The following is a 26,341-nucleotide window of genomic DNA, read 5'->3' as shown; positions in this document are numbered from 1 at the left end:
CGTTACAAGGTCGTCCGCAGCTCGCCCGTCAGCAGGCGCGTCACGCCGGCCGGCAGGGCGAGGTGCCGGACGCTGCGGTCCTGCATCACCAGTTCCAGCGCCAGGGCGTTCGTCGCCGCCAGCGCGCGGATGGTGTCGACGACGCGGGAATCGTCGTCGCGCACCGCCCAGTCGGACTCCTCGACGCGCGGGCGCTTCAACGAGAAGCGAAGCGCGAGGCTGGGGTCCTCGGCCATCCGGCCGTTCGCCTTGGCGAAGGCGCGCAACGCGTCGCCCAGCGATTCCACCACGCCGCTGATGAACAGCAGGGAGAGCGGCGGCTGCTTGTCGCGGGCGAACTTGATCAGCGCGCCGCCCTCCCCGCCCGTGTTCCGCGCCACCGCCGCGCTGGCGACGATGCAGTCGGGGCCAAGCTTCAACAGATGCGCCAGCGGGGTGTCGGTCATGGGGAGCGGTTCCATCGGGTCCGGTTCCCCACGACGGTAGCCGCTAACCGCCGGATTGTCGCCGGTCGCTTGCCTGTTTTTCCACATCCCGGATCGCCAGTTCATGATCCCCCGGCATGGGATTTGGCGTGAGACCCGACACCTCCAGCAGCAGCTTGCTGAGGATCGCGTCGGCGAAGGAGTTGAAGTCCGTCGCCGGCACCAGGAAGGCGCCGGGGCCGCCGATGACGTGGTCGCGGTAATAACGGTCCAATTCGGTGGAGGGCGAGCCGCCCCACGGGTTGGGCCGGTCGTTGAGGATCGGCAGGCCGTTGATGGTGATCCCCCGCGCCACCGCCGCATCGCGCGCCGCGTCCACCGGACGGCCCCGGTTGTTCTCGCCGTCGCCCGACACGTCGATGACGCGGCGGGTGCCCTCGACCCCGTTGTTGTCGAACAGGGGAACGGCGTAGTCGATGGCCGCGCTGATCGAGGTCCATTGCGCCGAGGTGATCGGCGCCTCCGCCACCGCCAGCGCGAAGCTGCGCACGCTGGCGGGGTCGCTCAACAGCGTCCAGTCGACGATCGTGTATTGGTGGTTGTCGCCGGCCCATTCGACGTAGGTGGCGGCGATGCGGCCGAAGGGACCGCCCCGGATCGCCCGCTGCACCTTGTCGTTCAGGAAAGCCTGGACGTAGCCGTCGCGCTGGAGCTTCGCCTCCTCCGGATCGACGCTGCCGGACACGTCGACCGCCAGGACCAGTTCCAGATCGACCGGCTGCTGGGCGCGCGCGCCGCCGGGTAAGAGCAAGGATAAGGGGAATGTCAGCGCGAGACCGAGGAGCAAGATCGAACGACGGCACACAGGCATTGCGCGTCCCCCTTCCGCTGTCCAGACCGACTTAGGGCAAGAAGCACACATGGAACCCGCAAGGCCGGCTGTCCATCGTCCGATTCGGAACCACCCGTTCGCGCCGCGAACCCGGTCTTAAGGACCGGTCCCATGGCAGCATGGCAGCGCTACCTCCGGCGCCGGTTGTGAAGCGCGAAGGTTCATGGTCCTCTGGACTCCTGATCATCCGGAGCCGCATCATGAGCTGGCAGACGCTCGCCTTCTTCTTCGCCACCGCCTTCGTCATCTCGGCGACCCCCGGCCCCAACATGCTGCTGGCGATGAGCCTCGGCCTGCGCTTCGGCGCGCGGCGCGCGGCCTGGGGCGGAATCGGCATGTGCGTGGCGCTGGCGATCATGGCCGCGCTGTCGGCCTTCGGGCTGGGCGCCCTGCTCTCCACCTCGGTGCTGGCCTTCGAGATCGTGCGCTGGGCCGGCGTCGCCTATCTGACCTGGCTCGGCATCGCCGCGTGGCGGGCGCCGGTCGAACCGGCCGGGGAGCGCGACAGCGTTGCGGCGGCCGGCGGCGAGGCCTCGCCAATCCGCCTGTTCCTGCGCGGCCTGCTGGTGGCGTTCAGCAACCCGAAGGCCCTGGTCTTCATGGGGGCGCTGTTCCCGCAGTTCATCGACGCCGCCGCCCCGCTGGCACCGCAGTTGATGGCGCTGGTCGCCACCATGATCGTCATCGAGTTCGGCTGGATCATGGCCTACGCCACCGGCGGCGACCGTCTGGCGAGCAAGCTGACCAGCGTGACCGCCGCCCGCAGCCTGAACCGGCTGACCGGCGGGCTGATGATCGGGGCCGGCGGGCTGCTGGCGCTGGCCCGCCGGGTCTGAGAACCGGCTCCGAAGCGGCTCAAGCCCTCTTCGGGCGGACGACGTGCTTGATCTCCTGGAAGGCCTCCAGCCCCCAGGGACCGAGCTCCCGCCCGATGCCGCTGCGGCGGTAGCCGCCCCAGGACGCCTCGACGAACACCATCTGCGGGCAGTCGATCCAGGCGACGCCGACCTCCAGCGCCGCCGCGACCCGTTCGGCGCGGGCGTCGTCGCCGGTGACCACCGTGGCGACCAGCCCGAACTCGCTGTCGTTGGCGAGGCGGACCGCCTCGGCCTCGTCGCGGAAGGGGTGGACGCACAGCACCGGGCCGAAGATCTCCTCCCGCCACAGCGCGCTGTCGAGGGGGACGTCGGTGAAGACGGTCGGCTCGACGAACCAGCCCTCGGCCTTGTCGGCCGGAACCCCGCCGCCGGTCACCAGCGTGGCGCCATCGGCGACGCCCCGGCGGATGGCGGACAGGACCTTGCGGTGTTGGGCCTCGGTGGTCATCGGCCCCATGGTGGTTTCGGGATCGAGGCCCGGCCCGAGCCGCAGCCCGCGCGCCGACGTCACCAGCCGGTCGAGCAGCGGCTGGTAGACCGACTCCTCCACCAGCAGCCGGCCGGTCGCCGAGCACATCTGCCCGGCGTTGGTGAACAGGCCCGACACCACCAGATCCGCCGCGTGGTCGAGATCGGAATCGGCGAAGACCAGGATGGCGGACTTGCCGCCCAACTCCAGCGAGACGCGCTTGGTCCCGGTCGCGGCGGCGGCCATGATGCGTTCGCCCACCGCGTTGGAGCCGGTGAAGGAAATCTTGGCGATCTTCGGGTGCGCGCAGAGCGCCGCGCCGACCGTCTCGCCGCCCCCCGGCACGATGTTCAGCACGCCCGGCGGCAAGCCGGCGGCCTCGGCCAGCGCGCCCAGTTCGAGGTCGAGCGGGGCGGTGAACTCCGAGGGTTTCAGCACGACGGTGCAGCCGGCGGCCAGCGCCGGGGCGACCTTCCAGGCCGAAGTCACCAGCGGAAAGTTCCACGGCGTGATCAGCGCCGCGACGCCGACCGGTTCACGGCGCAGATGGGCCTGGAAGCCGGGATGGGCCAGCGGCACCGGCGCGTCCTGCCGCGCGTCGAGGGCGCGGGCGAGGGTCGCGTAATAGGCGAAAGTGGCGGCGGAATCGGCCAGATCGACCTCGGCCTCGGCCAGCGGCTTCCCGTTGATCCCCGCGGACAGGCGCGCGAGATCGTCGGCACGGGCTTGGAGGCCCTCGGCGATGGCGTCGAGGAAGGTGGCGCGGTGTTCGCCGGTGGTGCTCGACCAAGTCGGGAAAGCAGCGGCGGCGGCTTTCACCGCTGCATCGACGTCGTCCGGGCTGCCCGCCGCGATGTGATGGATCACTTGGCCGGTTGAGGGATCGGAGACGGGAAGCGCACCGCCGTTGCCCGCAGCCCAGCGTCCGTCGATGAAGAGTTGATCACGCATGGTGGCTGTCCTTTGGTCGGCGCAGGGGAGGAACGTTTTTTATTGTCCACAGATGAACACAGATAAACACAGATGAATTTTGACGAGTGCCGGCCATTCTGCAGAATCCAGGCTCATTCGACTATTTTTATCTATCTGTATTCATCTGTGTTCATCTGTGGACAAATATTTACCCCAACCCAAACCCCGCGCGTTCGTCGATCTCCAGCAACGTCGGCACCGCCCGTCCCGCCGCTTCGCTCAATTCCCGGCGCAGGTCGGCCACACTCCCGACCCGCCGACCCTCGCAGCCGAAGCCCTTCGCGAGCGTCACGAAATCCGGCACCACCAGATCCACGCCGATGGGCTCGATCCCCCGGTCCACCATGTAGCCGCGGATCTCGCCGTACCCGCCGTTGTTCCACAGCAGGACGACGACCGGAGCCCGCGCCTCCACGGCGGCGGCCAGCTCGGTCAGGGTGAACAGAACGCCGCCGTCGCCGACCAACGCCACCACCGGCCGGTCCGGGGCTGCGACCTTGGCGCCGATGGCGGCGGGAAGGCCGTAACCGAGCGTTCCGTACCCCGTGCTCGCGTTGAAGAAGGACCGCGCGGCCTCCGGACGGAAGAACTGGTTGGACGCGTAGACCGGCTGCGTGGAATCGCCGACGACGATGGCGCCCGGCAAGGCCGCGTCGACCGCCTCCATCAGTCGCTGGTGCGGCACCGTCCAATCCGGCAACTGCTGGGCCACAGCCTCGCGCAAGCTCGCGGCCCGCTCCGCCCCATCGCTCGCCGGAACGGCACCGTCCAGCACGCCGAGCAGCGCCGACAGGGCCAGCCGCGCGTCGGCCAGGATCGGCACGGCGGCGCGGAACTGCCGCACCAGCTGTTCGGGGTCCAGGTCGATGCGGATCAGGGCGCCGCCGATCTCCAGCGGCACCGGGCCGGGGAAGAGTTCGGTCTCGCCGAACTCGGTGCCCACCGCCAGCACCACGTCGGCCGCGCGCAGCGCCGCGCGCAGAGGCTCCGCCGCCATGTTCTCGCCCGCCGCCAGCGGGTGGCCGCGCGGAACCAGCCCCTTGGCGTTGATCGTGTTGATGACCGGCAGCCCCAGCAGCTCCGCCACCGCCAACGCCACGGGTCCGGCCTCCACCGCGCCGCCGCCCAGCACCATCAGCGGCTTCGCCGCACCGCGCAGCAGGACCGCCGCGCGCTCCACCGAGACCGGATCGGGGGCGGGTCGGCCGGGCAGCGGCCACGCCTCGGCGCGGAGGTCCCCGGCGGGCCGCGCGATGACGTCCACCGGGATCTCCAGATGCACCGGGCGCGGCCGGGCGCTGGCGAACAGGGCGAAGGCGCGGGCCAGCGCCTCGGGCAGTTGGTCGGGGTGCAGGATGGTCTGGCTGAACGCCGCCACCCCGGCCGCCATGTTGCGCTGGCTCGGCAACTCGTGCAGGCGGCCCTGGCCGGTACCGAGATGCGCCAGTTGGTTCACGCTGGAGATCACCAGCATCGGAACGCTGTCGGCGTAGGCCTGCCCCATCGCCGTCAGGATGTTGGTCAGCCCCGGCCCGGTGATGGTGAAGCACACGCCGGGCTTGCCGGTGACCCGCGCGTAGCCGTCGGCCATGAAGCCGGCGCCCTGCTCGTGCCGGGGGGTGACGTGGCGGATGCCGGTGGCGGGCAGGCCCCGGTAAAGCTCCACGTTGTGGACGCCGGGGATGCCGAAGACGGTGTCCACCCCGTAGGCTTCCAACAGGCGGGGCAGCAACTCCCCGACGGTCAGGGCGCCGCTCATGACCCGCGCCGCCGCTTGAGAGCGTCGGTGGCGAGGCAGAGGATCTCGAACAGCATCTGCGCCCCGGCCTGCGCCGTGTTGCTGGTGGCGTCGTATTGCGGCGCGACCTCCATCACGTCGCCGCCGATCACGTCGATCCCGATCAGGCCGCGCAGCAGCTCCAGCGCCTCGCGCGTCGTCAGCCCACCGATCTCCGGTGTGCCGGTGCCGGGCGCAAAGGCCGGGTCCAGACCGTCCACGTCGAAGCTGACATAGACCGGCCCGTCGCCGACCACGCGGCGCGCCGTTTCGAGGGCGGCGGCGATGCCCTTCTGCTGGACCTCCTCGGCGTGGATCACGGTCATGCCGCTCTCGTAGGAGAACTCCCACAGGAACTCGGCGTTGCCGCGGATGCCGATCTGCACCGTGCGCTCCGGGTCGAGCACCCCGGCCAGCACCGCCTGCCGGAACGGACCGCCATGGTGGAACTTGGCGCCCTCGTAATCGCCGCTGGTGTCGCAATGGGCGTCGATGTGGACCATGCCGACCGGCTTGTCGCGGCCCAGCGCCCGCAGGATCGAGTAGGTGATCGAATGGTCGCCGCCCACCGTCAGCGGGACGACGCCGGCGTCCTTGATCTTCGAATAGAAGTCGAACAGGTCGGCGTGGCACTGGTCGAGGCTGAAGCGGCTGCTGAACGGCACGTCGCCGATGTCGGCCAGCTTGCACTCCGCCGCCGGCACCATGCGCAGCGCGTGCTCGTAGGGGCCGATGCGCTCCACCGCGCGGACGGCGCGCGGCCCCAGACGGGCGCCGGCCCGGTTGGTGACGCCCAGATCCATCGGCGCGCCGAGCAGCGCGATCTCAAGCCCGCCGAAATCGGCAAGGTCCGCCGCGTCGGGCCGGTAGGGCGCGTCAAGCAGCGTCGGCGCCCCGGCGTAGGGCAGCGCCCGCTTGTTGCCATCGGTGAATTGCAGCGCCGCGACGCGGGCGAACTCGGGATCGAAGATGTCGCCGCCCGATGCGTTGGCGTAGCGGTCGCGCAGGCGCTGAAGCTTGGTGGCGTCGAACATGGAAACGTCCTCTCCTAAAATCAGCGCTCGTCCGAGGACCAGGCGCCAAGCAGCTTGGGAAGATCGCCGAAGCGGGCGATCAGGCCGAAGACCAGGGCGGCGACAGCGACGAACAGCACGGCGATGGCGGCCATCGTCGGGGTGTAGCCGTAGCGCAGCGAGTTGAAGATCTTGACCGGCAGCGTCTCCATCGTGAAACCGACGGTCATGTAGGTGATGATGTACTCGTTGAGCGACAGCACGAAGGCGAAGGCGAAGCCCGAGATCACGTAGGGCCGGATCAGCGGCATCACCACGGTGCGCAGCACCGTGCGGTCGTCGGCCCCCATGGTGGATGCCGCCTCGACCAGCGTCGGGTCGATGGCGGAGAAGCCCAGCGTCACCGTCACCAGCGGCAGGGTGACGAAGAAAATGCCGTGGCTCACCACCACCGTCCACGCCTCGCCGTAGAAGCCGGTCGAGGTCCAGAACCCCAGGAACCCCAGCGCCGTGATGACCGGCGGCAGCACGAAGGGCATCAGCCCCAACGCGTGGATCACCTTGGCCCAGGGCGCGTGGTAGCGCCACAGGAACCACGCCAGCGGAAAGGCGACCAGCACCGACAGCGCCGCCGACACGGTGGCGACGATCAGGCTGGCCTCCAGCGCCGCGCGCCAACCGCTATCGGCGAAGATCTCCAAGTACCAGTTCAGCGAGAAGCCCTGCGGCGGAAAGGTCAGCGCCTTCTTGGCGTTCACCGACACGCCGGCCACGACGACCAGCGGCAGGGCCAGGAACAGCGCGACGGCCGACAGGAACAGGCGGTTGACCCAGGGAAACAACGAGGGGCCGCTCACGACGCGTTCTCCTTCTTGCCGACCAGCAGCGACAGCCCGACCAGCGCGAGGCTGACCAGCACCAGGAACACCGCCATCGCCGCCGCGAAGGGCATGTTGGCCTGGAACAGCGCCTGGTCGGTAATGAGCACCGACAGCGTCCAGTGCTGCGGCCGTCCCAGCAACTGCGGCAGCAGATAGGATCCGAGCGCGAAGACGAACACCATGATCAGCGTCGCCACGACGGTGTTGCGCAGCGCCGGGACCACCACGGTGAAGAAGCTGTTGAGCGGCGAGGCGCCCAACGTCCGCGCCGCCTCGGTCAAGGTCGGGTCGAGCCGCGACAGCGCCGGGTAGAGCACCAGCACCGTGTAGGGGAAGGCCTGATAGACGATGCCGGTCAGCACCGCCCCCAGGCTGGGCGACAGCGAGGTCGGCGCGTCCAGCAGCCCGACCATCACCAGCAGGTTGGAGATCCCGGCGTTGGCCGAGAACAGCGTCGCCCAGGCGAAGCCGATGATGACCTCCGACAGCGACAGCACCGACAGCAGGAAGACCAGCCAGACCACCTGCGCGCGCCGCCGCAGCCGGGTCAGCAGGAAGGTGAAGGGAAAGGCCAGCGTCACCGACAGCACCGCGACGCCCGCCGCCAGCATCATCGAAAAGCTCAACACCCGCCCGAAGAAGACCGAGAGGAAGCGCGCGTAGTTCGACCAGACGAAGGCCGGCTCGTAGAATCCGCCCTCGATCCGCTGGAAGAAGGACACCGCGATCATCAGCCCGAAGGGCACGGCGAAGAACAGCAGCAGCATCGCCGCCGGAAAGGCGATGGGACCGTAATCGAGGATCCGCCGGGGGGGATGGCGGGTCATGATTCCAGCACCACGCAGGAGGCGGGCGGAAGCTCCACCCCGACCGGCTGGCCCGGCTGCACGTCGGGGCGGTCCTGCGGGGTGGCGACGGCGATCATCTCGCGGCCGGCCACGTCGATGCGCAGCTCGACATGCGAACCGAGATCGCGCACGAAGGACACGGTGCCGGCCAGCCGGTTCGGCCCGGCGGCGTCGCGGTGGACGCGCAACTCCTCCGGCCGGACGGAGATCGTCGCCTCGCCGGCCGGCGGCAGGCCGGGCAGCGCCAGCGTGCCGCCGTCGACCGCCAGCGCCCCGGCCGCGATCCGGCCGCGCAGCAGGTTGGTCATGCCGATGAAGTCGGCGACGAAGCTGTCGGCCGGACGGCGGTAGACCTCGATGGGCGAGGCCGCCTGACGCACGCGGCCCTGCGACATGACGACGACCAGATCGGCCATGGTCATGGCTTCCCGCTGGTCGTGGGTGACGACGATGGTGGTGATGCCCAGGCGTTCCTGAAGCAGCTTCAGCTCGATCTGCATCTGCTCGCGCAGCTTGGCGTCGAGCGCGGAGAGCGGCTCGTCGAGCAGGAACAGCTTGGGCGACAGGGCCAGCGCGCGCGCGATGGCGACGCGCTGGCGCTGGCCGCCGGAAATCTGCGAGACGGCGCGGTCGGCGACTCCCGGCAGCCGGACCAGCGCCAGCAGGCGCTCGACCTCGCGCCCTTGATCGGCCTTGGACACACCACGGATGCGGAGCGGGTAGGCGATGTTTTCGCCGACCGTCAGGTGGGGGAACAGCGCCAGCGACTGGAAGACCATGCCGAAATTGCGCTGGTGCGCCGGCGTTTGGGTGATGTCGGCGCCGTCCAGAAGGATGCGCCCCTCGGTGGGGTTGTCGAGCCCGGCGACCATGCGCAGCAGCGTGGTCTTGCCGCAGCCGGACGGTCCCAGCAGGCAGACGAATTGGCCGTGCGGGATGGACAGTTCGGTGCGTTGCAGGGCGGTGAAGGAACCATAACGCTTGACGAGACCGTCGAGGACGAGACCGGACATGGCGGATTCCCGGAGTGAGAAGGGACGGGAAATACGACGTCTTGCCCCCTCCCCATCCCTCTCCCGCCAGGCGGGGGAGGGTTAGGGAGGGGGCAAAGCCCCTTACCCGACGATCAGCTCCGTCCACTTCTGGTTCAGCCAGTCCGCCTTGGTCTGGTAGAGGTCGTAGCGCGGCACGATCGGCGCGATGTCGCTCGACACGCCCGCGAACTCCTTGTCGGTCAGGTCGGTCAGCTTGCGGTCGATGGTGGGCGCGGTGCCGACCTTGCGCGACAGCAGCGCCTGGATCTGCGGCTGGCACATGTAGTTGATGAAGGTGTGCGCCAGTTCGGCCTTCTTCGACGCCCGGCTCACCGCCCAGCTTCCCGAATCGTTGATGCCGCCCTCCTTCGGGAAGGTCGAGCGCACCGGATGGCCGTCGGCCACCGCAAGCCCGGTCACGTCGTGGTAATACTCGCCCATCGGCACCTCGCCGGCCTTCAGCGCGGACTCGAACTGGGCCTCGTCGCGGTACCAGAGCTTCACGTTGGGCTTCAGCTCGCTCAGCTTCTTGAAGCAGTCGAGCTGCCCGGCCTCGGTGTCGAGATGCTTGGTGCCGCCGAAGAAGGTCGCCGCCGTCACCTCCAGCAGGAAGCTGTTCGACACCAGCGCCATCAGCCCCAACTGATCCTTCAGCTTGGGATCCCACAGCGCCGCCCAGGAGGCCGGAGCCTCGGGGAAGGTCTTGGTGTTGGACACCAGCGTGATGTACCACGACACGGCGCCGAGCCCGGCGACCTTGCCGTCGGGATACTTGTTGACCAGATGCGGCAGGATCGCCGCCGCGTTCGGGATCTTGGCGAGGTCGAGCGGCGTCCACAGCTTGGACGCGATGCCCTTCAGCATGCCGACCTGAGCGATCATCGACACGTCGGCCGGGGCCTGGTTGGCGCGGGCGGCCTGTTCGAGTTGCACCAGCCACGCGTCGCCTGTCGGCTCGGCCACCGATTCGATGGCAATGCCGGTCGCCTTGGTGAAATCGGGGAAGATGTGCTTGTCGAAGCTGTCCTTGAAGTAGCCGCCATAGACGCCGACCTTCAGCGTCTCGGCCGCGCGGACGATGTTGGGCGCGGCCATCAGCCCGGCCACGGCGGCGCCGCCGGCCAGAACGGTGCGGCGGGACAGGCTCAGGCTGCCGATGCTGCTTTTCTTGTCCATTGTCGTGAAACTCCCCGTGAGTGCTCCCGTGTCGCCCGTCCGGCGGCCGTTTTAGTTGGATTACGCTCGATCGGCGTTCCGGCCTTGGGAGGGCATGTTCCTGAGTAACCGGCGGCGCATCGGGGAAGAATAGCGATTCCCGGAAATTCGCTTTGGTCCCCGTCGAAGTGATGGGCCGCGCGGCGGGCTCCCCTGTAGAGTGGCACCCTCGAAAGCGGCCGCCAATATGGGAGAGACGCCTATGCCGAACGACCAAAGCAACGACCTGTTCGACCGTCTCGCCAGCGGCGCGGCGGCGGAATGGAGCCGCTACGTCGACCACGCCTTCGTGCGAGGGATGGGCGACGGATCGCTGCCGGAGCCCGCCTTCCGCCATTATCTGGCGCAGGATTACCTGTTCCTGACCCACTTCGCGCGAGCCTACGCGCTGGCGGTCTACAAGGGGCGGAACCTCGCGGACATGCGGGCCTCGCTGAACGGGCTGAAGGCGATCCTGGACGTCGAAATGGACCTGCACGTCAGCCTGTGCGCCGGCTGGGGCATTGCGGAGGACGAGTTGGAGCGGACACCGGAATCCAAGGCGACCATGGCCTACACGCGCTACGTCCTGGAGACGGGGCTGCGCGGTGATTTGCTGGACCTGCATGTGGCGCTCAGCCCCTGCGTGATCGGCTACGCCGAGATCGGCAAGCGGCTGGCCGCGACGCCAGGCGCGCTGGACGACGCCAACCCCTACCGCGTCTGGATCGCCGAATACGCGGGCGAGGCGTACCAGTCGGTCGCGGCGTCCGCGCGCGCGACGCTGAACCGCCTCGCCGCCGACAGCCTGACGCCGGCACGCTTCCCCCGTCTGCTGACGATCTTCGCCCAAGCCAGCCGGTTGGAGGCGGATTTCTGGGATATGGGGCTGACGCTGACCGACTGACGCAATCGACTGACGGCGCGCGCCTACCCCGCCAGCAGCGGCGCCACCCAGCGCCGCAGGAAGGCGTCCTCCGGCGGGGCGGCCAGCGCCGGACGGGCGGCCAGCAGCAGTTGCAGCAGCGCCGTGTGCAGCTCCGTGCAGGCGGCCAGATCGACGCGCGCGGCCTCCGTCGCCTCCAGCCACTCGGCGAGCGGCAACGCCTCGTCCACCGCGCAGAGGCCCTCGAAACGGGCCAGCCCGTCCTCGTACCGGATCGGCATCACAGAAGCTCCCGCAGATCGAGCACCAGCAGCAACCGCCCGTCGCCCAGCGCCGCCGTGCCGCTGTAGCCGCGCAAACCGCGCAACACCCCGTGCATCGGGCGCAGCATCACGTCGGCCCGCTCGCGCACGTCGTCCACCACCAACGCCACGCCGGTGCCGCCGAGGTCGGCGACCAGCACGTATTCGGCGCTCCGCTCGCGCGGGTCGTCGGGGAAGCCCAGCAGGCGGCGCAGCCGAACCACCGGCACCACGCGATCGCCCAGCACGACGCTTTCCGCCCGCTTGACCGCGCGGATGTCGGCGCAGGGCACCCGCCGCATGCCGCCGACCAGCGTGACCGGAACGCCGAACAGCTCGCCCGCCGCCTCGATCACCACGACCCGCGTGATGCTCAGCGTCAGCGGCAGCACCAGCCGGATCCGCGTGCCCTCGCCGGGGGTGGAGGCGATCTCCACCCGGCCGCCGGCACGCTCCACGGCGGCGCGCACCGCGTCCATGCCGACGCCGCGCCCCGACAGGTCGGAGACGCCGGACGCCGTGCTGAAACCGGGGGCGAAGACCAGCCGCACCGCCTCGTCGTCGCCGAGCGCCTCGGCGGCGGCCGCGTCGAGCAGACCCTTGCGAATCGCGGCGGCGCGCATTTTGGCTGGATCGATTCCGGCGCCGTCGTCGGAGACCTCGACCACCACCCCGTCCTTCTCTTGGAAGGCATGGACTCGGATGACCCCGCTTGGCGGCTTGCCGGCGGCGGCGCGGCGGTCGGGCGGCTCGATGCCATGGTCCAGGCTGTTCCGCACCAGATGCAGCAGCGGCTCGCCCAGCACGTCGAGGATGTCCTTGTCGGCCTCGGTGTCGCCGCCGCCGAGCGCCAGTTCCACCGTCTTGTCGAGCCTCCGCGCGGTGTCGCGCACCAGCCGGGGCAGCGGTTCGAACACGCGCGACAACGGCAGCAGGCGCAGGCGCAGGGCGGCGTGCTGCAACTCGCCGACCAGCGCGTCGAAGCGCGCGGAGACCGCCTTCAAGCCCTGCCCCAGCGAATCGGCCCCGGCCTGCCGGGCCAATGCGGGAAGCTGGCTCTTGGCGACGGTCAACTCGCCGATCAGGGCCATCAGCTGGTCCACCCGCTCCGGCTCGATCCGCAGCAGGGCGCGGCGTCCGGACGGGGTCGCGACCGGCGCTGCTTCCACGGGCGGAGCAACGGGCCGCGCGGCGTCGAGGAAGCGGCGCAACGCCCCGGCGTCGGCGCAGGCGGTGTCCAGGGCGGCGCGGTCCACCGCGTGGCCCTGCGCGCCCAGGATGTTGGCGACCGCGCGCGCCACCGCGGCACGGCGCCCGTCACGGTCCAGGGAGTCGCCGGGCAAGGTCAGGATGCGGAGCTGCTCACGCAGGATCGCGCCGGCCAGCCCGTCCTCCGGACCGCCCGCTTCTCCGGGCAGGGCCCTCAGCGTCACCGGAGCGATCCGCACCTGATCGGGGACCGCGCGGAACACCGACGCCACCTCCGTCGCGGCGGCGCCGCTCAGCGCGTGGAAGCGCAGCAAGCAGCGGTAGGGATCGAGCCCGGCCAATAGCGGCAGCGGTTCGGCCGGCTCGATGGCGAGGAGGCGCAGATCCGGGATCTTCCGGCACAGCGCCAGAGGGTCGTCGCCAGTGAAGAAGCATTCCGGATCGGGGGCGTAGACCAGCGCGGTCAGCGTGGCCGCGTCGATCAGCCCGGCGGCGCGGCGTGCCGCGTCGTCCAGAGCCTCCACCCATTCCAGCCCGGCGACCGGCGCGACGGCGGGGGCCGCGTCTGGCGTGCCGGTCAGCCCGGCGCTCAAGCGACGCGCCGTCTCGTCCGCGTCGCCCGGCAGCGTGCCGTCGCTTTCCAGCGCGTCCACCCAGCGGGCACCCTGGTCCAGCGCGCGGAACAGCCGGTCGGCCAGCTCCGCGTCCAGCCGTCGGCGGCCGTCGCGGAGCGCGGACAGCGCGTCCTCCCCGGCGTGAACCAGCCGGGTGAAGGGCGCCATGTCGAACAGGCCGGTGGCGCCCTTCAGAGTGTGGAAGGCGCGGAACAGCTCGTTGATCGCCGCCCGGTCGGCGGGGTCGCGCTCCAGCGCCAGCAGGCTGGCTCCGGCCGTGTCCAGAAGCTCGCGCGCTTCGCCGACGAACTGGTCGAACAGGGCGCTCATGGCGCGGCCTCCCCTTTGGCGGGCTCCTTCGCGGGCCCCTTGACCGGTTGTCCGGTCAGAAGGCGGGCGGCGGCGGTCAGCGCGTCCGGGCGGGCGGGCTTCACGATGTACCAGTTGGCGCCCGCCAGCAGCGCCTGCTCGCGGTCGCGGTCCTTGGCTTCGGTGCTGACCATGATCGCCGGCACGTCGCGCAGCACCGGATCCCGGCGCAGCACCCGCAGCATGGCGTAGCCGTCCATCTTAACCATGTTCACGTCCACGATCAGCAAGTCGGGCGGCCGGGCCAAGGCGCGTTCCAGCCCCTCGATGCCGTTCACCGCCTCCTCCACCGTGAAGCCGTCGCTTTCCAGCACTTGGCGGGTGTAGGCGCGGACGGTGGCGGCGTCGTCCACCACCAGGACATGAGGCTGCTGTGTCATGGCGCGGTCCCTCCCGCCGGCTTCTGGTAGAGGATGGCGTCGGGGAAACGCCGGGGAACGAACAGGGAGGACATGCGGCTCATGCTCTCCGAATGCCCGAGGCAGACGAAGCCGTTGGGCGCCAGCGCATCGTGGAACATCGAGGCGGCCTCCCGTCGGCCAATGTCGTCGAAATAGATCAGCAGATTGCGGCAGAAGATCACGTCGATCCCGCGAAAGGCGCGGACCTGCTGGGGGTCGGTGATGTTGACGCGCGAGAACTCGATGGAGTCGCGCAGCTCCTCCATGATCTGCCAGCGGTCGGGTGCGGAGCCCACCTTCTGAAAATACTTGGCCCGCAGATGCGCCGGCAAGCCCTGGAGCGAGCGTTCCTCGTAGATTCCGGCCTGCGCGCGCTCCAGCACCGTCGAATCGATGTCGGAGGCGTGAAGCTCGATCTCGAAATCATCGACCCGCCGCCAATGCTCCAGCAGCATGATGGCGATGGAGTACGCCTCCTCCCCGGTCGAGCAGCCGGCCGACCAGATGCGCACCCGCGACCCCGGCGGCCGTCCACGCACCACCTCGTCCAACGCCGCGTTGACGAGGCAGTCGAACTGGTACTTCTCGCGGAAGAAATAGGTCTCGTTCACCGTCATCACATTGACGAGACGTTGCAGCTCCTCCCCCGACGCCTGGAATCGCAGCAGGTTCATGTAGTCGCGGATGTCACGCGCGCCCACCGCCGCCATGCGGGCGGCGACGCGGCGGTCCACGAAATAGCGCTTGGCCTCGGTGAAGGACAGACCGGTCCGTTCCCGCAGGAAATCGCAGAGGATCGCGTAATCGGCCGGCGGCAGGCCCGCGTCCGAATCGTCGGAAAAACTCTCCATGCCGTGGATCACCCGCCCTGAAAACGGCGGCGCGCCGCGTCGACGGAAAAGCCGACCATGGGATCGCCGGGAAAGCGCAGCGCCAGCCGCTCCAGGCTGGGCAAGGCGGCGGGATCGCCGGTTTCGGCCAGCGCCTCGGCGGCGGCGAGGCAGACGTTGACGTGGGCATCGCGCTCCACCACGCCGGACAGCCAGCCCAGGCGTTCGGGGTGGCTCATCGCGCCCAGAAGCTGGACCGCGAAGATCCGCAGATCGGAATCGGGATGGTCGAGCAGCGGCAGCACCGCCGGGGCGGCGGCGGCCGCCGGCATCTGCTGGACGCTTTCCAGCACGGCGTTGCGCAGGCCCGCGTCCTCGCGGTCGAGCAAGGGCAGCAGGGCGGCGGCGGCCTCGCCCGTGCCGATGCGGACCAGGGCGGTCAGGATCGCCTCGCGCACGCCGGGGTCGTCCTCCACCACCAGCCGGCCCGCGAGCGCCGGCACGGCGCCGGGGGCGGGGGATTGCGCCAGCGCGCGCGCCGCCTGCCGCCGCGCCGCCGGATCGGCGTCGGTCAGCCCGGTGTGCGGGCCGGTGGACGGATTGGCGGCCGGATCGGCCGCCGGGCCCGGCTCCGAGGGGGTCGTGGTGTTCTTCTTGGCTTTCACCAGCGCCATGTCGGTTCCTCCCTCAAAGCCTTTTCATGGGGCGTCATCCCGCCCGCTTCGCCGCTGCGGCGACCATGCGGTTCATATGCCCGGCGATCCGCTCCGACGGCAGCACGACCCCGGCACCGCCCAGTTGGATCAGCGCCTGCGGCATGCCGAAGACGACCGCGCTCTCTTCCGATTCGGCGATGGTGCGGCCACCCTGCCGGTGAAGCTCGGCCATCGTCTCGGCCCCGTCGTTGCCCATCCCGGTCAGCAGAACGCCGATCAGCCGGCTGGCCGGGAGTTGGCGCAGGGCGCTGCGCATCAGCCGGTTGGCGTTGGGGTGCCACAGAGCGTCGGGCGCCGGCGGAACCGGCGTCACCACCAGCCGCCCGCCCCGCCGAACCAGTTCGACGTCGGCGCCGCCGCGCGCGATGTAGACGGTCCCCGGTTCCACCGCCGTGGGAAGGGTGGCCTCCACGATCCGCACGGCGCTGATCTCGTCGAGCCGCCGCGCCAGCGTCGCCGTGAAGGCGACCGGCATGTGCTGCGCCACCACGACCGCCCAGGGGAAATCGGCCGGCAGGAGCGGCAGGATGTCCTCCAGCGTGCTCGGCCCCCCGGTGGAGACGCCGACCACCACGATCCCCGGTTCGTCCGTCTCGGACGGCACGGCCGCGAGCGGTGCCACGGGCGGAGCCGCCGATCCTCCGGCCGGCGACGCGGCGGGCGGCGACCCGGAGGCCGCGAAATCCTCCCCGGCGATGCGGGCGCGGGCCAGCCGCAACCGTTCGCGCAGGCCCCGCGCCCGGCGCGGGCGCGATCCGGCGGCGGCGCGCACGGTGTCGACCAGCGTCTCGCCGATGGCGCCGATGGACGAGGCCGAGGGCTTCTGCACCGCCTCCACCGCGCCCAGCCGCAGCGCCTCCAGCGTCGCCGAGGCCCCGGCGGCGGTCAGGCTGGAGACCATCACCACCGGCTTGGGGTGCTCCACCATGATGCGGCCGAGGCAGGTCAGCCCGTCCATGCCGGGCATGGTGACGTCCAGCGTCACCACGTCGGGGTCGAAGACCGGCAGGCGCGCCAGCGCCTCCTCGCCGTTCGGCGCGGTTTCCACGGCGAAGCCCGCCGCCCCCAGCAACTCGGCGATCCTCCGGCGCATCAGCGCCGAGTCGTCCACCACCAGAACCTTGATCATGCCCCCGTCCGCTCCACCGCTCACACGGACGCCAACAGGGCGGAAAGGCGGTCCATGTCGAGCAGGGCGGCCGGATCCATCAACAGGATCAGCCGGGCGGCCCCCTGCCCGACCGGCGGGGTCGCGACCCGGCGGATCAGGCGCCGCTGCGCCTCCGACACCGCCGGAGCGGGACCGATGCAGGAGTCCGGCACCGCCAGCAGGCCGGACAGCCCGTCGACCAGCAGGCCGACGCGCGCCTCGCCCTGGGCGACCACGACGACGCGGCCCCGATCCACGCCCGCGCCGCCCCCCTCGCCGACCGCCGGCAGATGCAGCAGCCGGCGCTGGTCGATCAGCGGCAGCACGGCGCCGCGCAGGGTCACCACCCCGGTCACGAAATCGGGCGCGTTGGGCAGCGACGTCGTGGCGTCGGGCCGGCGCAGCACCTCCTGCACGGCGGCGACCGGCAAACCGTATTCCGCCCCGGCCAGCCGGAACACCACGAACCGCTCCACCGCCTCGCCGGCGCCAGCGTTGGTCCGGGCCCCGGTACCGTCCATCGTCGCCACCTCAGCCTCCCCGCCCAACGACACGCCGTGGCGGAACATGCGCGCCGCCGACAGCACCGAGACCAGACGGCGCCCGCCATCGGCCCGTGCGATGCCGTCGAGATCCTCGAATTCGGCTTCGCGCGCCAGCAGCGGCGGCACCGGGTCGATCAGCGAACGGGCGATGCGCAGGATGTCGCGCACCTCGTCCACCACCACCCCGACCGAGGCGTCGGCCCCATCGGTCTGCACCACCACCACCCGTCGCCCGGCGTCCGCGCCGCCCTCACCGGCCTCGCCCAACCCGAACAGCGCGCGCAAGCCCACCAGCGGCAGCAGCCGGTCGCGCAGGGGCATGACGCCCAGCAGATGCGCCTTGGCCTTCGCCATGCGGGTGACGCTGTCCGGCTTCGGCAGGATCTCCCGCACGCGCTCCACCGGCAGGGCGAATTCCTGGCCGGCGACCTCGAACACCACCAGCTGGGCCTCGTCGGCGGCCGACATCGCCATGGAGGACGCCGCACCGCCCGACGATTCGAGAGCCGCCGCGCGCGGCGCCGCCGCGCGCCAGCCCGCGCCGAACTGGCGGTCGATCAGCGCGCCGGCGTCGAGGATGGTCACCGCGCCGTCGCGCAGCACCCCGGCCAGCAGGCCGGAATCCACCTCTAGACCCTCTTCGTCGGTCAACGCGTCGATGCGGTCGGCCGTGCTGCGAATCATGCCGGCCATGCCGTCGACCAGCAGCCCGACCGGCTGCCCCTGGTGCCGCACGACCACCACCCGAGCGGCAACGCCGCCGCCGTCCGTCCGGCCATCCGCCCCGTCGCCGCCCGCGCGGCCGAGCGCCCGGCTCAGATCGAGCACCGGCGTGGGCGTTCCATGCCATTGGGCCAACCCCACCAGCCCCGGCGGACCCAGCGGAACACGGACGAGGGCCGGCGGCCGGACGACCTCCAGCACATCGGCCAGCGGCAGGGCGAAGCCGAGCCCGCCGACCATCACCGTGACGAAGGCCAGAACGGTGTCCCCAACCCCCTGGCCGGCGCCCCGGCGCTCCGCCTGCCCCCCCTCTCCGGGCGACGGGTCCGCCGTCCTTGCGGTCCCGGCGCGGGTCAAGCCACGCCCGCCAGACTGTCGGCCATCGCGGCGATCTCCTCGATGGCGGCGGCCAGCTCCTCGGCGCCCTTGGCCTGCTCGCGCGCGGCCTTGGAGGCTTCGGCCACCGAGACGGTGGCGGCGGCGGCGGCGGTCGCCACCTGATCCACCCCCGTCCGGGTTTCGCGCAGGGCCGTCGCCACCTCGGCCGAGGCATCGACGATCTCACGGCTGCCGGCCGTCACCACCCGCAGTTCCTGCGTGGCGGCGACCAGCGTCACGGCGAAGGCGCGGTGGCGCGCGGTTTCGGCGGTGGCGGCGGTGGCGACCTCCTCGATGTCGCGGCGGACGCGCAGGACCTGATCCTGGATGTCGCGGACGATGTCCTTGACCCGTTCGGCGTTCTCCGCGCTGTCGCGGGCGAGGTTGCGGATGTCGGTGCTGACCACGGTGAAGCCGCGCCCGTATTCCCCGGCCCGCGCCGCCTCGATGGAGCCGCTGACCGCCAGCATGCCGGTCTGGATCGAGATGACGGAGATCGCGTCCACCACCTTGTCGATGCGCCGCCCCAGCCGGTCCAGCGCGTCCATGCGGGCGACGGCGTTGCGAGCGGTCTCCACCGCGCCGGCCACCCCGTCGGCGAACTGCCCGATGGTCGTGCGCGTGTCGCCCAGCAGCGCCTCCAGCGTGGTGCAGCGGTTGAACGCGTCCTCCGCCCGCCCCGCCCCGAGCCGGGCGGCGGCGTCGATCTCCGTGATGGCGGAGGCAAGCTGATGGGTGGCGGCGCTCTGCGACTGGGCGCCGCTGCCGATCTGGCCGATGGCGGTCATGACCTGGGCGGCGGCGCGGTTGATCTCCTCGATGGCGGCGGACAGCTCCTCGGCGGCCGAGGCCAGCTCGTCGGCGGCGGTGGCGAGGTTGGCCGAGCCCTCCAGCTCGTCGGCGATCTCGGCCAACTGGCTGGCGGCGCGCTCGCTCTGGCCAAGGGCGCGGGTCTGCTCGTCCACCGTCTTCAGCGCCTCCTCGGCGGCGGCGGACTGTTCCTCGGCGCTGGCGGCGATGGTCTCGGCGCCCCGCTGGGCCTCGCGCGCGGCCTGGTCGGCCTCCAGCGCGGCGCGGATGGTCTCCTGCGCGCCGTCGGCGATGCTCGCCATGTCGGCGCGCACCGTCCCCAACTGCTCCACGACCGCGCGGCCGCGCACCACCTCGGCCTTGGCGGCGTCCGACGAGGCGACGATGCCCGCGGCGATGGCGCTCACCGCCTCCTGGATGTCGGCGACCATCGTCTTGATGTCGTTGGCGCTGCGCTCCGACCGGTCGGCCAGCCCCTGCACCTCGTCGGCGACGACGGCGAATCCGCGCCCGGATTCCCCGGCCCGCGCGGCCTCGATGGCGGCGTTCAGCGCCAGCAGGTTGGTCTGGTCGGCGATGACCGCGACGCCCTGGACGATCGTCCCGATCTCCGCCGCGTGGCGTTCCAGGTCGCGCACCAGCCGTACCGAGTCCTCCTGCCGTTCGGAGGTCTGCACGATGGCGCCGATGGAGGTCAGGATCTGCTCGCTGACCTCCTTCAAGGTGGCCTGCAGACCCTCGACCCGGATGACCGCCTGTTCGGCGTTGACCCGCGACTTGCCGACCAGCGCGACGGCCCGCGCGATCATGCGCTGGGACTGCTGGGTGGCGCCCGCCGCCTCCTCGGCCCCGGCGGCGATCTGCTCCATCGCCTTCCCCAGCTCCTCCGCCGCCGACGAGGCCTGGGTGACGCCGCTCGCCAGCTCCCCGGCGGCCGACGCGATTTCGGTGGCGGCCTGCCGGCGCCGGGCGGTGGCGCGGGCCGTGTCGTTTCGCTTGCGCGCGGCGGAGGCCGCATTCCCGTCACCGGAACCGGTGGCGGCCGGAGAGGGCGCGGGAGCGGCGGGAACGGCGGTCGCCTTCGCGGCGCCGGTGGCGTCCTGGATGGCGCGGGCGGTGTCGATCTGCTTCTTCTTGATGAGTGCCATGTCCCTCGGTGTCCCCCGGCGCACGCGCGCCTTCTTGATCGTTCCGGCCTTGATCGTTCCGGTGCGCCTTGCCTCGTGCGCTTTCTTGAAACCGGGTCCTTAAACGCCGACGGCCCTGCTGCGCCCGATGAACCCGCCCAGCGACGCCTTCAGCCTACCCATCGAGCCGGCGTCCAGCACCAGCACGACACGCCCACCGATCGTCTGCGCGGTGGCCCTGAGGTCGATGTGCAGCAAAGGCAGATCCTCGCCGCCGACAGTACCGCCGGTGCCGCGGCAGGCCGCCAGGATCGCTCCGGCCGTTCCCCGGCGGACGACCGGCAGGCCGGTGTCGATGCCGCCGCCCAGCTGGTTGGCGACCAGGGCCAGCGCGCTGTTCAGCACGACGTTGCCCAGTTCGGCCAGCGCCTCCTCCTCCAGCAGAGCCGCGTCCTCCGCCGGCACGTCGGGCGGCAGGACCGCGCGCACCAGCGGGAGACTGTCGGCCTCGGGGAATAGGAACAGCGCGGTGCCGTCGAAGATCCCGCCCAACGACTCCGACACGCCGACCAGCGGACCGGACAGCGCCGCCTCGAGCGACGGCGCGACCTCGTCCAGCGGGAGCACGTCCACCGACGGCACCGACACCACCACCAGCTCGCCGACCATCCGCCCGAGCGCGGTCGAGGCCTTGCCCAGCCCGATGTTGCCGAGTTCCGCCAGCGCGTCGCGTTCCAAGTCGTCCAAAGCCGCCTCCGGCGGCATGCCCAAGGCCGCCCCGGTCATCGCGGCGTCACGCTTGCGGCGCGCGGCGGCGCGGCAGGGCGGTGGAGGCGAGGAAGCGGCTGACCTGCTCCTCGTCCAGCGGCTTGGGCATGAAGGCCGCGCCCAGCGCCCGGATCCCCGACACCACGGCGTCCTGCGCGTTGGCGGTGATGATGGCGATGTGGATGTCCGGATGCAGTTCGCGCAGCTTGCCCGCGGCCTCGACTCCGTTGTCGCCGGGCATGTTGTAGTCGATGATGGCGACATCCACGGTGGTTTCGCCCAACCTCTGGAAGAGTTCGTCGCCGTTCGCCGCCTCGACCACCGACCAGTCCGGCTTGTGGCGCAAAACCATCGCCCGCACATGCATTCGGGACAGCTTGCTGTCGTCAACAATGATCGCAGTCTTACTCACGTTATATGCCCTTAGGTGGTAGGCGGCTGTATATTTGCGTGGATTATACAGGTTGTTTACCAGGGCACCAGTCTTCTCTTGGCGTCCAAGTCTTCGGGTCCAGGTCTTCGCGTTCCGAAGACGGGAAATGGGAAGCGTTTTTTCGCGGCGGATCGCCAGCCCCGAACCGTGCTACCAAGGGTGGGCCGAGACCGCAACCCAGCCGACCGCATGACCGCCCCCGTCCCTCCCTCCACCGCCCTGGCCGCCGCCTTGGCCGACGCGCTGGCCCGCCACCGCGCGGGCGATTTCGCGGGGGCCGAGCGGGGCTACCGCGCCATCCTGGACTCCCATCCGGGCCAGCCCGACGCACTTCACCTGCTGGGTGTGCTGGCGCACCAGTGCGGCCATCACGGGGAGGCGGCGCGGCTGATCGGCGAGGCGCTGACCCGCCGCGACGGAATCGCCGACTACCACGCCAATCTGGGCCTCGCCCTACACGCGCAGGGGCGCGCGACGGAGGCGGAAGCCGCCTACCGCCGCGCGCTGGCGCTGCGCGAGGCCTATCCGGAGGCGCACAACAGCCTCGGCAGCGCCTTGCAGGAGCGTGGCCGGCTGGACGAAGCCATCGTCCATTACCGGCGCGCGCTGGACCTGCGCGACGGTTACGCCGAAGCCTGGACCAACCTCGGCACCGCCCTGCACGCCGCCGACCGTCACGCCGGGGCGGAAGAGGCGCTGCGTCGCGCCCTGCGGCTCGACTCCGGCGACGCGGTGGCGTGGACCAACCTCGGCGTCGTGCTGAAGGAGGCCGGGCGACTCGCCGAGGCCGAGGCCGCGCACGCCGAGGCCCTGCGACTGGCTCCCGGCGACCCGGAAACGCTGGTGAACATGGCCCTGCTGCGCAGCGCGCAAGGCCATTTGGCGGAGGCCGAGGCGCTCTATCTCCAGGCCGTGGCCGTCGATCCGGCTTTCCCGTTGGCGCGCTGGAACCTCGCGCTGCTGCGGCTGGGCCAGGGACGGCTGCCCGAGGGACAGGCGCTGTACGAGGCGCGCTTCGCCTCCCGCCGGGTGCAGGGGGGACGCGACGACCTGACCCTGCCGCGCTGGGACGGACGCGATCCCGTGACCTCGCGAATCCTGGTTTGGCGCGAACAGGGCTTGGGCGACGAATTGCTGTTCGGGTCGGTGCTGCCCGATCTGGTGGCGCGCGCCGGCCATGTCACCGTCGAGTGCGACGCCCGCTTGGTCGGCCTGCTCGCCCGCTCCCTGCCCGGCGCCACCGTGCGGGCGCCGACCCGGGCTCCCACCGATGCCGACGCGCAGATCGCCATGGGGTCGCTTCCCGGCGTGCTGCGGCGGAGGCTGGCCGATTTCCCGACGGCGGCAGGCTGGCTGCGCCCCGATCCGGCCCGCGCGGCGCCGTGGCGCGACCGGCTGGCGGCGCTGGGGCCGGGGCTGCGGGTGGGAATTTGCTGGCGCAGCCAGCACCGGGCCGGCGAGCGGAAACACGCCTACACCGCGCTAAAGGATTGGGCGCCGCTGTTCGCCGTGCCGGGCCTGACGCTGGTCAGCCTGCAATACGACGACGCCGGCACGGAGATCGCCGAAGCCGAGGCGCGGTTCGGGGTGCGGTTGCACCGCTGGGCCGACACCGACCTGAAACACGATTTGGAAGCGGCGGCGGCGTTGACGGCGGCGCTCGACCTCGTGGTGACGGTGGCGACCTCGGTGGGCGAGATGGCCGGGGCGCTCGGCGTGCCGGTCTGGCGCTTCGGGGGACCGGGAGACTGGACCGCCCTGGGCACGGCGGTGCGCCCCTGGTTCCCGGCCATGCGGCTGTGGAGCGCTCGCCCTGGCGAGGATTTGGCCGGCGTGCTCGGGCGGATCGCCGGGGAGCTGCGCCGCCTGACGCCGCCGGTTCCCGCTCTGGCCCCCTCCCCTGTGCCCGGCCTTCTGGCCGAAGCGCGCCGGCTGCACGACGGCGGGCAGTGGCCGGAGGCGGAGAAGATCTACCAGCGCATCCTCGATCTCGACGTCGAAAACGCCGAGGCGCTGGAGGGCTATGGCTGGCTCGGCCAGCAGGCCGGACGGCCGGACATCGCCGTCACCCTGCTGACCCGCGCCCTCGCGGCGGAGGCGACGGCCGGACGCCACAAACGACGGGCGCTCGCGCATCAAATCCTTGGCGATCTGGCCGCCGCCGAGGCCGACTGGCGCGCCGCCGCCGCTCTGGCCCCCGGTGATGTGGAGGTTCTGGGCAGCCTGGGCGGTCTTCTACTGGGGCGGGGGGACGCCGAAGGATCGGCCTTGGCGACCACGGAGGCGCTGCGCCACGCCCCCGCCCACGCGGGTCTGCACGCGAATCTCGGGCTGGCGCTCCAGGCGGCGGGGCGGGACGGCGGAAGGGGACTGCGGCGCGCGCTGGCGCTCGACCCGGCGCTGGCCGAGGGGTGGAACGGGCTGGCGGCGCTGGGGGTTCCGGAAACGGCGGAACGCGACGCGCGGCGGGCGCTGATTCTGCGGCCCGGCTACCCGGAGGCGCTCGGCAACCATGGCGTCGCCCTGCTGGCGCTCGACCGGACTGGCGAGGCGGTGGCGAGCCTGCGCGCGGCGCTGCGCGCGCGCGCCGAGGATGGCGGGACTCTCGCCAACCTCGCCTTGGCGCTGGAGCGGAGCGGCGACGGCAACGCCGCCGGGCTGGTCTGGTGGCGGACGATCCTGCTTTCTCCCGGCGGCGGGACCGGCTGGGCCGGGCTGGCCGACCTGCGGCAGCGGCAGGGCCGGCTGGACGCCGCGATGAAGGCGTGGAGCCGGGCGCTGGCGGTGGCTCCGGGTCGGGCGGATTGGCGCTACAACGCCGGCAACGCGCTGCACGCCGCCGGGCGGATGGCCGAGGCCGACGCCGCCTATCGCCTTGCGGTGGAGACGGACCCGTCGCTGACCTTGGCGGCGTTCAACCGGGGTTACGCGGCGCTGGCGCGCGGTGATTTGGAAGCGGGCTGGGCCGGGCTGGAGGCGCGATTCGCCTCGGGGCAGGCGGTGCCCGACCGGCGCTTCCGCATCCCGGCCTGGGACGGCGGCGATCTGGCGGGACGAACCGTTCTGGTCTGGCGGGAGCAGGGGGTTGGGGACGAGCTGATGCACAGCGCCTGCTACGCCGACCTGATCGCGCGGGCGGGGCGGGTGATCGTCGAATGCGAGCCACGGCTGGTGGCGCTGTTCGCGCGCTCCTTCCCCACGGCGCTGGTGCGCGCGGCGACGGCGGATCCGGTGGACGCCGACTGCCACGTCGCGGCGGGGTCGCTGCCGCTGCGCCTGCGCGGGCGGTTGGCCGATTTTCCGGCGCGGAAGGGATGGTTGCGGGCGGATGCGGGGGCGGTGGAGGCGTGGCGGCGGGTGGTTGCCGCTCCCTTCTCCTCCCCCCAAGACGATCCCCCTCTCCCCGGGGGGGAGAGGGGGCAAGGCGCGGGAGGCGGAAACGTGCACCCCCTCACCATCGGCCTGTGCTGGCGCAGCCGCTTCCAGACCGCCGGGCGGTCGGCCAACTACACCACGCTCGACCGTTGGGGGCCGATCCTGACCCTGCCCGGCCTGCGCTTCGTCAATCTGCAATACGACGACTGCGAGGCCGAACTCGCCGAGGCCGAGTCCCGGTGCGGGATCGCCATCCTGCGCCCCGGCCTCGATCTGCTGGACGACCTCGACGGCGCGGCGGCGCTGACCGCCGCGCTCGACCTCGTCATCTCCGCCGGAACCTCGGTGGCGGAGATGGCCGGCGCGCTGGGGGTGCCGGTCTGGCGGATCGGTCACGCCGGGGAGTGGACGGCGCTCGGCACCGGGTGCCGCCCGTGGTTCCCGTCGATGCGGCTGTTCAGCCCGCCGCCCGGCGGCACGCTCGACGACGCGCTCAGCGCCGCCGGGCGTGCGCTGGCTCACATCACCAGGCCGGAACGACCGCGTCCTTGAACTTGGCGAGGACGAACTCCTTCACCTCGGGGCTCTGGTAGATCTTCACCAGCTTGGCGACCCAGGGCTTGTCCTTGTCGGCCTTGCGGACGACCAGCACGTTGGCGTAGGGGCTTTCCGCCGCCTCGCGGGCGATGGCGTCCTTCACCGGGTCCATGCCGGCTTCGATGGCGTAGTTGCCGTTGATCGCCGCCACCGTCACATCGTCCAGCGAGCGCGGCAGCTGCGCCGCGTCCAGCTCGACGATCTGCAGCTTCTTCGGGTTCTCGACGATGTCGACCGGCGAGGCCTTCAGGGTGCCGCCGTCCTTCAGTTTGATCAGCCCCTTGGCCTGCAGCAGCAGCAGCACGCGGCCGCCGTTGGTGGGATCGTTGGGGATGGCGACCTTGGAGCCGGGGGTCAGCTCGTCCAGGTTCTTGATCTTCTTGGAGAACAGGCCGATCGGGAACACCACGGTCTTGGCGACGGTGACGATCTCGTAGCCCCGGTCCTTCACCTGGTTGTCCAGATAGGGCTGATGCTGGAACGAGTTCACGTCCAGATCGCCCTGCGACAGCGCCTGGTTGGGGATCACGTAGTCGGAGAACTCCAGCACCTGGAGGTCCAGCCCTTCCTTGGCGGCGAGCGGCTTCACCGCCTCGAAGATCTGGGCGTGCGGGCCGGGGGTGACGCCGACCTTCAGGCTTTCCGCCGACGCGCCGAAGGCGATGGCGACGGTGGCGACGCCGGCCAGCAGGGCGGCCAGGGGACGGATACGCGGCATCTCGAAC

The 26,341-nt window shown here is 71.3% G+C and carries 23 protein-coding genes; 3 read left to right on the top strand and 20 right to left on the bottom strand.

Annotation, left to right across the window (positions count from 1 at the left end; all coding sequences use genetic code 11):
* Nucleotides 1-2 precede the first annotated feature (2 nt).
* Both EJ913_RS12245 and EJ913_RS12240 read right to left on the bottom strand, forming a co-directional pair.
* Nucleotides 3-446 carry a hypothetical protein gene (locus EJ913_RS12245; RefSeq protein ID WP_126998163.1) on the bottom strand — a complete coding sequence of 148 codons (444 nt, stop codon included), beginning with the start codon at nucleotides 444-446 and terminating at the stop codon, nucleotides 3-5.
* 43 nt (nucleotides 447-489) lie between these two features.
* Nucleotides 490-1,236, bottom strand: a complete 747-nt coding sequence (locus EJ913_RS12240; RefSeq protein ID WP_238521571.1) for a DUF1194 domain-containing protein — start codon at nucleotides 1,234-1,236, stop codon at nucleotides 490-492.
* A 281-nt stretch (nucleotides 1,237-1,517) separates the two neighbouring features.
* Here EJ913_RS12240 and EJ913_RS12235 point away from each other — a divergent pair, with 281 nt between their 5' ends.
* Entirely contained in the window at nucleotides 1,518-2,153 is a 636-nt protein-coding gene (locus tag EJ913_RS12235) for a LysE family translocator (RefSeq protein WP_126998159.1), read from the top strand.
* 19 nt (nucleotides 2,154-2,172) lie between these two features.
* Here the strand turns inward: EJ913_RS12235 and EJ913_RS12230 are convergent, their stop codons facing one another.
* The 7 genes from EJ913_RS12230 to EJ913_RS12200 form a co-directional block, all read right to left on the bottom strand.
* A complete protein-coding gene (locus tag EJ913_RS12230) occupies nucleotides 2,173-3,615 on the bottom strand; it encodes an aldehyde dehydrogenase family protein (RefSeq protein WP_126998158.1) in 1,443 nt (480 codons plus the stop codon).
* Between the two features lie 169 nt (nucleotides 3,616-3,784).
* Nucleotides 3,785-5,395, bottom strand: a complete 1,611-nt coding sequence (locus tag EJ913_RS12225; RefSeq protein WP_126998156.1) for a 5-guanidino-2-oxopentanoate decarboxylase — start codon at nucleotides 5,393-5,395, stop codon at nucleotides 3,785-3,787.
* Nucleotides 5,392-6,447 carry an agmatinase gene (speB, locus tag EJ913_RS12220; protein ID WP_126998154.1) on the bottom strand — a complete coding sequence of 352 codons (1,056 nt, stop codon included), beginning with the start codon at nucleotides 6,445-6,447 and terminating at the stop codon, nucleotides 5,392-5,394. Before speB ends, EJ913_RS12225 begins: the two co-directional genes overlap by 4 nt.
* Before the next feature lie 20 nt (nucleotides 6,448-6,467).
* Nucleotides 6,468-7,283 carry an ABC transporter permease gene (locus EJ913_RS12215; RefSeq protein WP_244939335.1) on the bottom strand — a complete coding sequence of 272 codons (816 nt, stop codon included), beginning with the start codon at nucleotides 7,281-7,283 and terminating at the stop codon, nucleotides 6,468-6,470.
* Nucleotides 7,280-8,134 (bottom strand): ABC transporter permease, encoded by an 855-nt coding sequence (locus EJ913_RS12210; RefSeq protein WP_126998152.1) that lies wholly within the window; start codon nucleotides 8,132-8,134, stop codon nucleotides 7,280-7,282. Before EJ913_RS12210 ends, EJ913_RS12215 begins: the two co-directional genes overlap by 4 nt.
* Entirely contained in the window at nucleotides 8,131-9,168 is a 1,038-nt protein-coding gene (locus EJ913_RS12205; RefSeq protein ID WP_126998150.1) for an ABC transporter ATP-binding protein, read from the bottom strand. Before EJ913_RS12205 ends, EJ913_RS12210 begins: the two co-directional genes overlap by 4 nt.
* A gap of 102 nt (nucleotides 9,169-9,270) precedes the next feature.
* Entirely contained in the window at nucleotides 9,271-10,365 is a 1,095-nt protein-coding gene (locus tag EJ913_RS12200; RefSeq protein WP_211098939.1) for an ABC transporter substrate-binding protein, read from the bottom strand.
* 241 nt (nucleotides 10,366-10,606) lie between these two features.
* Here EJ913_RS12200 and tenA point away from each other — a divergent pair, with 241 nt between their 5' ends.
* On the top strand, nucleotides 10,607-11,290 hold the full coding sequence (gene tenA, locus EJ913_RS12195; RefSeq protein WP_126998148.1) for a thiaminase II: 684 nt from the start codon (nucleotides 10,607-10,609) through the stop codon (nucleotides 11,288-11,290).
* A 23-nt stretch (nucleotides 11,291-11,313) separates the two neighbouring features.
* Here the strand turns inward: tenA and EJ913_RS12190 are convergent, their stop codons facing one another.
* The 10 genes from EJ913_RS12190 to EJ913_RS12145 all read right to left on the bottom strand — a co-directional run bounded on the left by EJ913_RS12190 (nucleotide 11,314) and on the right by EJ913_RS12145 (nucleotide 21,623).
* On the bottom strand, nucleotides 11,314-11,550 hold the full coding sequence (locus EJ913_RS12190) for a hypothetical protein (RefSeq protein ID WP_126998146.1): 237 nt from the start codon (nucleotides 11,548-11,550) through the stop codon (nucleotides 11,314-11,316).
* Nucleotides 11,550-13,724: a chemotaxis protein CheA gene (locus tag EJ913_RS12185; RefSeq protein WP_126998144.1), complete on the bottom strand. Its 2,175-nt coding sequence runs from the start codon at nucleotides 13,722-13,724 to the stop codon at nucleotides 11,550-11,552. Before EJ913_RS12185 ends, EJ913_RS12190 begins: the two co-directional genes overlap by 1 nt.
* Complete coding sequence (locus tag EJ913_RS12180) at nucleotides 13,721-14,143, bottom strand: response regulator (RefSeq protein WP_126998142.1); 423 nt, start codon at nucleotides 14,141-14,143, stop codon at nucleotides 13,721-13,723. The genes EJ913_RS12185 and EJ913_RS12180 overlap by 4 nt, the downstream gene beginning before the upstream one ends.
* Nucleotides 14,140-15,015, bottom strand: a complete 876-nt coding sequence (locus EJ913_RS12175; protein ID WP_126998140.1) for a CheR family methyltransferase — start codon at nucleotides 15,013-15,015, stop codon at nucleotides 14,140-14,142. The genes EJ913_RS12180 and EJ913_RS12175 overlap by 4 nt, the downstream gene beginning before the upstream one ends.
* A gap of 8 nt (nucleotides 15,016-15,023) precedes the next feature.
* Entirely contained in the window at nucleotides 15,024-15,668 is a 645-nt protein-coding gene (locus EJ913_RS12170; RefSeq protein WP_126998138.1) for a HEAT repeat domain-containing protein, read from the bottom strand.
* 34 nt (nucleotides 15,669-15,702) lie between these two features.
* The gene (gene cheB, locus EJ913_RS12165; RefSeq protein ID WP_126998136.1) at nucleotides 15,703-16,839 is read right to left on the bottom strand and encodes a chemotaxis-specific protein-glutamate methyltransferase CheB; all 1,137 of its coding nucleotides are present in this window, start codon (nucleotides 16,837-16,839) and stop codon (nucleotides 15,703-15,705) included.
* A gap of 20 nt (nucleotides 16,840-16,859) precedes the next feature.
* Nucleotides 16,860-18,485, bottom strand: coding sequence for a chemotaxis protein CheW (locus EJ913_RS12160; protein WP_244939334.1), 1,626 nt, complete (start codon nucleotides 18,483-18,485; stop codon nucleotides 16,860-16,862).
* A complete protein-coding gene (locus EJ913_RS12155; protein ID WP_126998134.1) occupies nucleotides 18,482-20,464 on the bottom strand; it encodes a methyl-accepting chemotaxis protein in 1,983 nt (660 codons plus the stop codon). Before EJ913_RS12155 ends, EJ913_RS12160 begins: the two co-directional genes overlap by 4 nt.
* 99 nt (nucleotides 20,465-20,563) lie before the next feature.
* Nucleotides 20,564-21,229 (bottom strand): chemotaxis protein CheC, encoded by a 666-nt coding sequence (locus EJ913_RS12150; protein WP_238521307.1) that lies wholly within the window; start codon nucleotides 21,227-21,229, stop codon nucleotides 20,564-20,566.
* A gap of 7 nt (nucleotides 21,230-21,236) precedes the next feature.
* The gene (locus tag EJ913_RS12145) at nucleotides 21,237-21,623 is read right to left on the bottom strand and encodes a response regulator transcription factor (protein ID WP_126998132.1); all 387 of its coding nucleotides are present in this window, start codon (nucleotides 21,621-21,623) and stop codon (nucleotides 21,237-21,239) included.
* A 210-nt stretch (nucleotides 21,624-21,833) separates the two neighbouring features.
* Between EJ913_RS12145 and EJ913_RS12140 the strand changes: the two genes are divergently transcribed.
* Nucleotides 21,834-25,571 (top strand): tetratricopeptide repeat protein, encoded by a 3,738-nt coding sequence (locus EJ913_RS12140; protein ID WP_126998130.1) that lies wholly within the window; start codon nucleotides 21,834-21,836, stop codon nucleotides 25,569-25,571.
* Here the strand turns inward: EJ913_RS12140 and EJ913_RS12135 are convergent.
* Complete coding sequence (locus EJ913_RS12135; RefSeq protein WP_126998127.1) at nucleotides 25,543-26,334, bottom strand: MetQ/NlpA family ABC transporter substrate-binding protein; 792 nt, start codon at nucleotides 26,332-26,334, stop codon at nucleotides 25,543-25,545. The two genes, EJ913_RS12140 and EJ913_RS12135, sit on opposite strands and share 29 nt — an antisense overlap.
* Nucleotides 26,335-26,341 lie beyond the last annotated feature (7 nt).

The sequence above is a fragment of the Azospirillum doebereinerae genome (genome assembly GCF_003989665.1).
GTDB lineage: Bacteria > Pseudomonadota > Alphaproteobacteria > Azospirillales > Azospirillaceae > Azospirillum > Azospirillum doebereinerae.
This window is presented reverse-complemented; position numbering and strand designations above follow the sequence as displayed.

Excerpts from the sequence above, each read along its gene's own strand:
- EJ913_RS12245 (WP_126998163.1), bottom strand. The coding sequence starts at position 446 with ATGACCGACACCCCGCTGGCGCATCTGTTGAAGCTTGGCCCCGACTGC.
- EJ913_RS12235 (WP_126998159.1), top strand. The coding sequence starts at position 1,518 with ATGAGCTGGCAGACGCTCGCCTTCTTCTTCGCCACCGCCTTCGTCATC.
- EJ913_RS12230 (WP_126998158.1), bottom strand. The coding sequence starts at position 3,615 with ATGCGTGATCAACTCTTCATCGACGGACGCTGGGCTGCGGGCAACGGC.
- EJ913_RS12225 (WP_126998156.1), bottom strand. The coding sequence starts at position 5,395 with ATGAGCGGCGCCCTGACCGTCGGGGAGTTGCTGCCCCGCCTGTTGGAA.
- speB (WP_126998154.1), bottom strand. The coding sequence starts at position 6,447 with ATGTTCGACGCCACCAAGCTTCAGCGCCTGCGCGACCGCTACGCCAAC.
- EJ913_RS12210 (WP_126998152.1), bottom strand. The coding sequence starts at position 8,134 with ATGACCCGCCATCCCCCCCGGCGGATCCTCGATTACGGTCCCATCGCC.
- EJ913_RS12205 (WP_126998150.1), bottom strand. The coding sequence starts at position 9,168 with ATGTCCGGTCTCGTCCTCGACGGTCTCGTCAAGCGTTATGGTTCCTTC.
- EJ913_RS12200 (WP_211098939.1), bottom strand. The coding sequence starts at position 10,365 with ATGGACAAGAAAAGCAGCATCGGCAGCCTGAGCCTGTCCCGCCGCACC.
- tenA (WP_126998148.1), top strand. The coding sequence starts at position 10,607 with ATGCCGAACGACCAAAGCAACGACCTGTTCGACCGTCTCGCCAGCGGC.
- EJ913_RS12190 (WP_126998146.1), bottom strand. The coding sequence starts at position 11,550 with ATGCCGATCCGGTACGAGGACGGGCTGGCCCGTTTCGAGGGCCTCTGC.
- EJ913_RS12185 (WP_126998144.1), bottom strand. The coding sequence starts at position 13,724 with ATGAGCGCCCTGTTCGACCAGTTCGTCGGCGAAGCGCGCGAGCTTCTG.
- EJ913_RS12180 (WP_126998142.1), bottom strand. The coding sequence starts at position 14,143 with ATGACACAGCAGCCTCATGTCCTGGTGGTGGACGACGCCGCCACCGTC.
- EJ913_RS12175 (WP_126998140.1), bottom strand. The coding sequence starts at position 15,015 with ATGGAGAGTTTTTCCGACGATTCGGACGCGGGCCTGCCGCCGGCCGAT.
- EJ913_RS12170 (WP_126998138.1), bottom strand. The coding sequence starts at position 15,668 with ATGGCGCTGGTGAAAGCCAAGAAGAACACCACGACCCCCTCGGAGCCG.
- cheB (WP_126998136.1), bottom strand. The coding sequence starts at position 16,839 with ATGATCAAGGTTCTGGTGGTGGACGACTCGGCGCTGATGCGCCGGAGG.
- EJ913_RS12155 (WP_126998134.1), bottom strand. The coding sequence starts at position 20,464 with ATGGCACTCATCAAGAAGAAGCAGATCGACACCGCCCGCGCCATCCAG.
- EJ913_RS12150 (WP_238521307.1), bottom strand. The coding sequence starts at position 21,229 with ATGACCGGGGCGGCCTTGGGCATGCCGCCGGAGGCGGCTTTGGACGAC.
- EJ913_RS12140 (WP_126998130.1), top strand. The coding sequence starts at position 21,834 with ATGACCGCCCCCGTCCCTCCCTCCACCGCCCTGGCCGCCGCCTTGGCC.
- EJ913_RS12135 (WP_126998127.1), bottom strand. The coding sequence starts at position 26,334 with ATGCCGCGTATCCGTCCCCTGGCCGCCCTGCTGGCCGGCGTCGCCACC.